We start from the raw sequence: 8,656 nt of genomic DNA on the forward strand, positions 1-8,656 counted from the left end.
CCTGTTAAACATGCTGTGGGATCGTTATCAGAAGCCGCTGTTCATTGCCGGAAACGGACTGGGTGCCAGAGACAAGCTTAACGAGGATATGACCGTCAATGATGATTACCGTATTAATTACATCAATAATCACCTGTATCAGGTTTATGAAGCAATCGAGGATGGCGTCGAAGTTATGGGCTATACAGCATGGGCCCCCATCGATCTGGTCAGTAACGCCACCGCAGAGTTAGATAAGCGTTACGGCTTTATCTACGTTGACCATGATGACAGCGGTGATGGCGATTATGCAAGATATCCAAAGGATAGTTTTTACTGGTTTCGGGATGTCATTACTACGAACGGGGAAACCCTGATCCCTTTCCGGTGTCGTTGATTACAGTCCAACATTTACCGGTAACACTTTCTTTTATTTATAATGATATGGGATAATTTTTTATTCCGAGGGCAACACTAAACTTTCCGCGAGGAACTCTACAAATGATGAGGTTCTTGATGGAAGAACAATGTTTTTATAATAAACCGCATTGAGTGGTTCGCGGACACGCAGTTTCTCTTTTATATCAAGATTGACAAGATCACCCTTTGTAATATCATTTTTTACATACGGTTCTGGCAGGCAAGCAATACCCGACGAGTGAATGGCCAGCTGTCTTATAATCTCACTGTTTGAAGCGACAATGGATGGCTGAATTTTATAATAGTGTTCTTCGCCCGTATCCAGAGGCCAGTCATTCATTAAGGAGTTTTGTTTGTAACCTATCAGCCTGTGGCTTTTTAATGCATCAACTCGATGAGGCATACCATGCTCTGCAATGTATCGCGGAGAGGCAACAAACATCATCTGGCACAGCCCAAGTATCTTCGCATGTAAGCTGGAATCTTTGAGTTTTCCGATGCAAACAGCAACATCACTTCTGTGTTCAAGCAAATCATAAACATTGTCATTTGAAATTATTTCAATTTCTATCTCAGGATAGCATTTCTGATATCGATGCAGAACCGGTGTAATGACGTGCAGTACAAGAGACGTGGACGCAATGATCCGAATCTTCCCGGATGGATGACGACGTTTCATGGTGACATGTTCTTCTGCATCCTCTACTGAAGCAATGATTTGTTTGGCATATTCCAGGAATGTCCTTCCTTCTTCAGTGGATTCCAGTCTCCGCGTTGAGCGTCTGACCAGTACGGTATCTAATTTCTCCTCCAGTCGTCGAAGCGCTCTGCTAACAGCTGATACGGTAAGATCCAGCTCATACGCAGCTCGTGATAATGTCCCTGTTTCTATAACAGCAATAAATATCTGCATTTCTGCTAAAGTTGTTTTCATCTTTGCCTTGAAGTCAAAAGTGTTTTAACGGCATAAATCTGTTCTTATTCACAGAGATATTTCAGTATTAATCCTTACATTTATCGATTAAGGATTTTTATGCCAATAGCACTCTTCGCTTTGACAATCAGCGCTTATGCTATCGGGACAGCTGAATTTGTCCTTGTTGGAATCATTCCCATCATTTCAGCTGATTTATCAGTTTCAGTACCGTCAGCGGGTCTGCTTGTCAGTCTCTATGCGCTGGGCGTGGCAGTGGGGGCACCTCTTTTAACAGCAGCAACAGGAAAGATGCCCCGCAAAACGCTTCTTCTGTGCCTGATGGCCGTTTTTACTCTAAGCAATCTGTATGCCTGGCAGGCACCCGGGTTCGTCTCGTTGATTGTGGCGAGGATCATTACCGGCATGGCACACGGCGTGTTCTATTCCATTGGTTCAACAATCGCTGCCAGCCTTGTTCCAAGAGAGAAAGCCACGAGTGCAATAGCTATCATGTTCACCGGGCTGACCGTCGCTCTGGTCACCGGTGTTCCCCTGGGGACTTTCATCGCTCAGCACCTTGGCTGGAGAGCCACATTTTTTTCAGTGTCTGTCCTCGGAATGATCGCCTTTGCAGGCAGCTTTTTACTGATACCCCGCGGCATAAAAAAATCTGAACCCGCGCCCGTGAGATTTCTGATTAAGGTCCTGACAACCCCTCAGCTGATACTGGCATATTCCCTGACCGCGATAGGGTACGGGGGATCGTTTATAACGTTTACCTACCTTGCCTCTACTCTTGAGGAAATATCCGGATTTTCACCCGCTGCGGTAAGCGGTGTCATGCTGGTATACGGTTTTGCAGCTGCACTGGGCAATCTGTATGGCGGACGGATCTCTGACAAACATGGCCCTATTAATGCTCTTAAAATTATATTTTTATTACTGTCCCTGGTGTTGTTCGCTTTATATCTGACAGCATCTAATTCATGGCTGATGCTGGTCACTACATTTGTCTGGGGTGCTGCCGCATTTGCAAACGTCCCTGTACTGCAATATCTGGCTGTCAGGCAGGCTGAAAAATTCGTTCCTGAAGCTGTGGATGTGGCATCAGGGCTGAATATATCGGCCTTCAATATCGGTATCGCTGGCGGAACCTGGATAGGTGGCCTGGTCGTAATCCATTTCGGTCTCCTGCATACCACATGGCTTGCCGGTGTGGTCGTTTTCTTCGCTTTCCTGCTCAGTATTTTCGCGGGAGCACTAGAAAAAAGGGAAATAAGCACTGAAGCTGCGTACTGAAAACCGTCGTGAGCATCACCCAGAAATTCATTTAGTTCCCAATGCATAAAGCCTGAGTCCGGAGGTATGCTCCTCCTCAGGCTATAGCAGTTACGCTGAATAACAGATCGACTGGCAGTTAGGCATCGACAAAGAGAACTTTACCGTTGATAAATCCGTCAACAGAACGCTGGAACGCTTTTCCGACCAGTTTGCCCGGAACTGGCTGGAACCCTGGCAGCATAGGGCCGTAAACATCCCAGGCTTCTTCCAGTACAGTTGGGTTCACTACATTGATACGGATGCCGCGGGGTAGTTCGTTAGCCACACACTGTACAAATGTGTCGATAGCACCGCTGGTTGTCGCGTCTGCAATAGAGCCGGGGATAGGTTTCACATTATGAATGCCGGAAATTAAAGTGAATGAGCCGCGGTCGTTGATGTACTCAAGGCCTATTTTAACAACATTGATCTGACCCAGCATTTTGCTCTGGACAGTAAGCTCCCACTGCTCAGCCGTCATATCGACAAAACTGGCATACTCGCAGTGACCAACTGCGTTAACAACAGCATCAAATGCGCCGACGCTTTTGAAAAGAGCTCTCAGAGATTCATGGCTGGTAATATCTACCTGATAGTCCGTACCTTTTCCTGAGCGACTGGCGGTAATAACTTTGTGATCCCCCAAACCGGTTAGCGCCGCTTTGCCCATTTTCCCCTGAGCACCAATCAGAATTACAGTTTTCATTATTTACCTCGGATATGTTTATGAAAGACAGGAGAAATCATATATGGGTTATGATACAATTTAAATAAAGCAAACATTGTATGAGGTACAACTAAACGTGGATTTCATTGATATCAAACACATGCGTGTATTGTTACTGCTGGTTAAAGAACTTAATGTCTCAAGGGTAGCTTCAAAGCTGGATATCTCTCAGCAGGCGGTCAGTGCATATCTTAAAAGACTCAGAACCTATTTCGGCACCGAGCTGTTTGTACGCAGGAATGCAGGACTCGAGGCGACCGACTATGCCCTTTCTCTTGTGCCTAAAGTAGAGAAAATTCTGGATGAGGTTAGCCAGCTTCGTTCACCCCAGGTATTTGATCCGAACATTCAGGATTTCAGCATCTGCATAATGGCAAACGAATATGCTCAGCTTACTATTATCCCATCCTTACTGAAGACACTACATGCGCTGGCACCGCGTGCCAGCGTTGAAATCAAAGACTTCAATGCCAGTCAACATGTTGAATGTCTTAATTCCGGTGATGTCGATTTAGTGCTGGGTTTTTCGAATCATATTGATGTCGGACTGATACGCAAAAACATCCGGCGAGAAGAGTACTGCTGTGTGGTCAGACACGGTTCAGCTATTCCGGGAAAACTTGAAATGAACATGTCATTCTCGGATATTCCCGCCGTTAAGTTTGCTCCGAGTGCCGGTAACATTGAAAATCTGGTTGATGATTTTTTTGAAAAAGCCGGAATGAAAAATAACGTCATTGCTACGTTACCGTGTTATACGACGCTCAGCGCTTTTTTCACTGCGAATGACGCTATTGCATTCATTCCTTCAGCTATAGGAGCACAGGGAAACTTCTGTAAACTGGAGACGGCAGAAAAAATGATCCCGTTTGATGTGACCGTCGCCTGGCATCGGAAAAGTAATGATAATCCGCTCCGAGTATGGTTGACCAAAATACTGGAAATGACGACTATTTCCGGGGACACGAATTGTGTTTAACATTTGCGATCAGTCAGAAAAACTGACCGGCCTATACAACATCAAATGGCATATAGCTATAGTTCCAGATTCCCTCTCAATTTTCTCCTGCTTTTGCATCAGCTCAAACTTATTCATTTGTAATCCTGGCTTTGATATTCAGAAGGAGGATTCTCATCGCCAGTTCTGATCCACTTAGTCAACAGATCATGCAACGTCTGTAGGTGGGATTCGACCTTCTTCCATTCGCTGTTCTGACATAAGCCAGCAAGGATTAGCGCAGGTTCCGACTTTACCTTTTTTCGGATCTTCAGAGAAGAAGAACCAGATTGATGCCGTAAAAGCACTAAACCAGCCATATTATTAACTAACGTGCATTATTGCGTATGGGATTGAAATAACCCAACTCTGTTGCTTCAGGATGCGAAATAGCTGTTGCCTTTAAGATCATTATGGAGCTGCCCTCTGTATCCTTCTGTCCGCGCCTGAAAATCATAAAAACCGTCTCCATTTTCACAACGACAACAATCAGGCCAGGCCTCTTTACAGCGATCCGGGTTGTGAGGGGGGGCGAGCCGGAGATCGCCCGGGCAGCGGACAGCATCATCCTGCATCCCGTCCGGCCGGCCTGGGCTCATTCGCGAAGCCCGGCAAGGCAGACCCGGATCTGATGGCGGAGCGCGGGGACGTTGTCACCGGAGAAGGACGATGTAATCTGTGAACAAGACCTGGATGCCCGACACTAACATGTGCTCGTTCATTCTGCGCGAGCAGCCGGAAGCCGTCCTGATGCGCCTGAGGCAGGCGGTGCTGGCCAGCGATCGTGTGGTGGTTTCGGCCATCACCTGAGCCGAACTGTCACAGGCCGCAAAGGAGTCCGGTCCCGCCACGCAGCATCTGGCTGACGCCTTCGCGGCCCGCCTCAATGCCATCCTGCCCTGGGACCGCGCTGCGGTGGATGCGACCACCGATATTAAGGTGGCGCTGCGTCTCGCCGGGACGCCGATCGGCCCGATCGACACGGCGATTGCCGGGCACACCATTGCCGCCGGCGCGGTTCTGGTGACAAATAATGGGGGGGGAGTTTGCGCGGGTGCCGGGCCTGGTGCTGGAAGACTGGGTCAACTAGTTTCTTTGAGAAGTAACCCCGCAATCCTCCGTTGTGATAGTTGTGGGGTTAACTTTTTTTAACGTTTTACGGGCGGTAATTTTGGCCCGCGCATCGGAGTGATAGTACGTGGAGCAGTGTGCACTGGAGGGACCTCATTTCCCGTACGAGGAGCACTCTGCAATCCCCTGGTTTCAATGCTCTCTGTGCCAAATTTTTCAACTGATATCTGTTTTCCATCCATGGCCGTCGATTTAAGTTGCTGGCCATTAGTTACAAATTTCCTGGAGTCACTCATTTTGGGCCTCTATATAATTTTCAATTAACATCATTTTACCGTACTCTTTTGAAAGATATATAAAATCTGTTAAAAAAAGCACCTCTCCGGTAAGAGTGTTGGTAACAGTGGCATTAAGCAAACCTATTTCCTGAGTTTTCTCATTTTCGTTATAGAGATAAATATTTCCTGCAACGGATATATTATCCTCCTGAATAAGCACATAACAACGTCCGGAACGCTCGTGCATCTTTTCCACCGAGCGGGTGAAGACGTTATCATCACCATATTTACTGGATATACCTTTTTTGAGCAATATTTCATGGAAAAAGCGTCTTTTATTTAGCCACACCGAAAGCAGTCCGAAAGGAACGGCAAGAACTCCACCGGCAAGGACTTCAACAGGCCGGACTTCTATGGTCCCTTTACTGGCAATATTCCAGACAGATAATAAATACCAGTTAATACTTCGCGTATCTGCAATCCCGCTGATGAGCTGAAATAAAAAAATGGCGCACTGGATTACAACGTAAGCGATAACACCAAAAACAACCGAAAGCAGTATATAGCGGAAGGTATCCCAGGGCTTATGTTGTGTGTAAGTGTCATAAATTATAGCGATGATTACGCCAGGTATCATCAGGGTTATCAGAGACAGTGTCAGTGCATCCATTAATTCCTGCACTCCATAACAATCGCAATAAGATATTCAAGATCCCTGTTTACTACCTCCCTATCGCTGCTCTTTTCCTTCTCCGTGAGCATCTGGTAAGGTGTGGTCATCTGTCTTGTCCACCGGTTTACGAGTTCAGCCGGAATGGTCAATGAGCCATCGCTGTTAGATTCGCATTGCTCGTGGAGATATCTTTGCCAGTGAGACCACCTTTCATGCTCAAGCGCAGCAAGAGCCTCAAGAGCTCTGCGTTTCTTATGACTATCAGTCATTGCATTCTCCGGTTTAAATCAAATCGTTGTTCACCAGGTTCCAGTAATGGATCCCCAATACGGTAAGTTCACAGGATTTAGAGTTAATCGCAGCATGCCACATATGCTCCTCTCCCACAGGCCGGACGAGGTTTATCTTCGCATATTTCTGAAGAAGTGCGAACATTGCCGTGTTCTTGTCATCAGGTTCAGGAAAAGCAGGGTCGTTTCTTTGTTCAGCGTTACGTTCAGGTTCAAAAGAAGGATCAAGTGAAAGTCTGGTAGAGGGTGAAGGAAATATTTCAGTCAGTTTGCGCAATTCCGGCAACGGAACAGGGGCTGAAGTTTTCCTTAATGATATAAATGACTTAACGTTTGTTTTGAAAACCGGACGCTGTCCCCATTCCCATAACGATTGATCTATGTGCGCATAAACACTGCCTGGAGTAATGTCTCCCAGAAGATTAGCAGCTGCTCCATTAAGAGCATCGACAAACAAATTTGTGAAAACACCGCCTGCCTCGCCGCCTAGAGCATATTGTTTGTCTGTGGATGCAGTTAAAATAGTCACCCCCTCCTGAATTTCAGAAAGCCCCGGACTGGAATGATGGCTGGCAACTATTCCGCTATGACAGCTGTCGAGGATGATAATCTTGTTTCTTGCCTTAGATTGGTTAGCCAGGCTCATTATTTCACCAAGCGCAAGTCCGTCATGGCCAGTTGTACAATCGCTTGCACAAAGATATCCGCCCGCTTCGTCAATAAAGCCGTGGCCGGCGAAGTAAAGTAAGGCAATATCTGGTGAATCAGTGAAGAGGTCACGAACCGCATCCCGTACACCATTTCGGGTAACGGGACAGGTATCGCTTTCAGACGTCATAAGTCTCACGCCGAAGTTTTTTGAACCATCCTCATGCCTCTCCAGCATTGACTTTACTAAATATGCATCCTTGACACACCCACTCAGGCAGCCGATCTGTGAATAAAAATCTATACCTATAACCAGGGCTTTCCTCATTGTTTTCTTGCCTACAGAGAATCAATGAAGCTGGTAATATTCGCATCTGACCAGGCGTAAGTAGCAACGCCACCAATCTCGGTAGTGTCGTTGCTATATGCCCGGATCCCACGAACAGGTTTCCCTTCTTCTCGGGCACACTGAATTTCCCATTTTTGGCCGGAGGAAGTTAAGGAGTTCTTGCTGACCAGCACGATAACACCATCAGAACGTTTAATACGTGTCCGTACATGCTTCTTCCACTCAGAATCATAAGGTTCTTTGACAGACATGTCTATGAATTCAAATGGCTTTCTAGGGTGAAGTGACTGCCCTTTAAGAAAATCTCTCTGCCGTTCATCTTCAATAGCGAACGCTATAAACAATACTTTTTTATCAGCCATATATCCTCCGTCAGGTTATTGTTTCTCGCAATTGAGACAATACCTCATTTCCATGTTTTTGAGAATCATATTAGAGAAGTCAATTGAGTCTTTTGAGCTAAATAAGATGCAAAAATCTTCTTCATAAACATTGCAATATCTAATGCTTAATGTTAAGGCAATTATAAGAAAATAAATCAATGTGCTTATATGTTATATTTTGCAGCTCAAACATCACGTTTGTGTGACAATATTTTCAGGCATATAACAGCAAGGCATCCCCGCTACGATCATCTGGTGGAGACGGATATTCCTTTCTATGAGAACTTTTTGAAGACAAAGAGAAAAGATCGTGCATCAATACTGCTTTGGCATAAGCGGGAGTTATCGATTGCTGTGCCGCCATTAGGTTTAGCCCAATCAACTCTTTCATTAAACGGACAGTATCTGTTCCTCTAGTTACATATTTTTTTTATTAAGATCCTACTTTCAGGGTTTTCGGCTCTGCGGAGAGCAGGGCAACAGACTCATGACAAAGATGCATTAATGGCTAACAATAACGCTTCAGAAAACCACTCACTGACGAGCGAACTGTAACCAGATGCACTTGAGCGCTAAGACAGCTGCACACATGCACAGTGAAACTG

The 8,656-nt window shown here is 45.9% G+C and carries 8 protein-coding genes and 2 pseudogenes; 5 read left to right on the forward strand and 5 right to left on the reverse strand.

Annotated features, from left to right (window positions below; translation table 11 throughout):
* A partial coding sequence (locus HV355_RS23860; RefSeq protein WP_182403850.1) for a family 1 glycosylhydrolase occupies nucleotides 1-376 on the forward strand: 376 nt, incomplete at its 5' end.
* Between the two features lie 60 nt (nucleotides 377-436).
* Here HV355_RS23860 and HV355_RS23865 read toward each other — a convergent pair.
* Nucleotides 437-1,333, reverse strand: coding sequence for a LysR family transcriptional regulator (locus HV355_RS23865; protein ID WP_182403852.1), 897 nt, complete (start codon nucleotides 1,331-1,333; stop codon nucleotides 437-439).
* A gap of 99 nt (nucleotides 1,334-1,432) precedes the next feature.
* On the opposite strand from HV355_RS23865, the gene HV355_RS23870 reads away from it, so the two are divergent.
* Nucleotides 1,433-2,614 (forward strand): MFS transporter, encoded by a 1,182-nt coding sequence (locus HV355_RS23870; protein ID WP_023345579.1) that lies wholly within the window; start codon nucleotides 1,433-1,435, stop codon nucleotides 2,612-2,614.
* 118 nt (nucleotides 2,615-2,732) lie between these two features.
* Here HV355_RS23870 and HV355_RS23875 read toward each other — a convergent pair whose 3' ends face one another.
* On the reverse strand, nucleotides 2,733-3,341 hold the full coding sequence (locus HV355_RS23875) for a short chain dehydrogenase (protein WP_049095464.1): 609 nt from the start codon (nucleotides 3,339-3,341) through the stop codon (nucleotides 2,733-2,735).
* A gap of 97 nt (nucleotides 3,342-3,438) precedes the next feature.
* Between HV355_RS23875 and HV355_RS23880 the strand changes: the two genes are divergently transcribed.
* From HV355_RS23880 to HV355_RS23885, 3 genes and pseudogenes are all read left to right on the forward strand, one after another.
* Nucleotides 3,439-4,341, forward strand: a complete 903-nt coding sequence (locus tag HV355_RS23880) for a LysR family transcriptional regulator (RefSeq protein WP_182403854.1) — start codon at nucleotides 3,439-3,441, stop codon at nucleotides 4,339-4,341.
* Nucleotides 4,342-4,892: 551 nt separating this feature from the next.
* Nucleotides 4,893-5,041 (forward strand): annotated as a pseudogene (locus tag HV355_RS24485) (AbrB/MazE/SpoVT family DNA-binding domain-containing protein); the annotation flags it as partial.
* Nucleotides 5,038-5,449, forward strand: a pseudogene (locus tag HV355_RS23885) (PIN domain-containing protein). The pseudogenes HV355_RS24485 and HV355_RS23885, both read left to right, overlap by 4 nt.
* A 269-nt stretch (nucleotides 5,450-5,718) precedes the next feature.
* Here the strand turns inward: HV355_RS23885 and HV355_RS23890 are convergent.
* The 3 genes from HV355_RS23890 to HV355_RS23900 all read right to left on the reverse strand — a co-directional run bounded on the left by HV355_RS23890 (nucleotide 5,719) and on the right by HV355_RS23900 (nucleotide 8,030).
* Nucleotides 5,719-6,378 carry a hypothetical protein gene (locus tag HV355_RS23890; RefSeq protein ID WP_182403857.1) on the reverse strand — a complete coding sequence of 220 codons (660 nt, stop codon included), beginning with the start codon at nucleotides 6,376-6,378 and terminating at the stop codon, nucleotides 5,719-5,721.
* 285 nt (nucleotides 6,379-6,663) lie between these two features.
* Nucleotides 6,664-7,647 carry a caspase family protein gene (locus tag HV355_RS23895; RefSeq protein WP_182403859.1) on the reverse strand — a complete coding sequence of 328 codons (984 nt, stop codon included), beginning with the start codon at nucleotides 7,645-7,647 and terminating at the stop codon, nucleotides 6,664-6,666.
* 11 nt (nucleotides 7,648-7,658) lie between these two features.
* A complete protein-coding gene (locus HV355_RS23900) occupies nucleotides 7,659-8,030 on the reverse strand; it encodes a TIR domain-containing protein (protein WP_182403861.1) in 372 nt (123 codons plus the stop codon).
* Nucleotides 8,031-8,656 lie beyond the last annotated feature (626 nt).

The sequence above is a fragment of the Enterobacter sp. RHBSTW-01064 genome (assembly GCF_014103035.1).
Taxonomy (GTDB): domain Bacteria; phylum Pseudomonadota; class Gammaproteobacteria; order Enterobacterales; family Enterobacteriaceae; genus Enterobacter; species Enterobacter mori.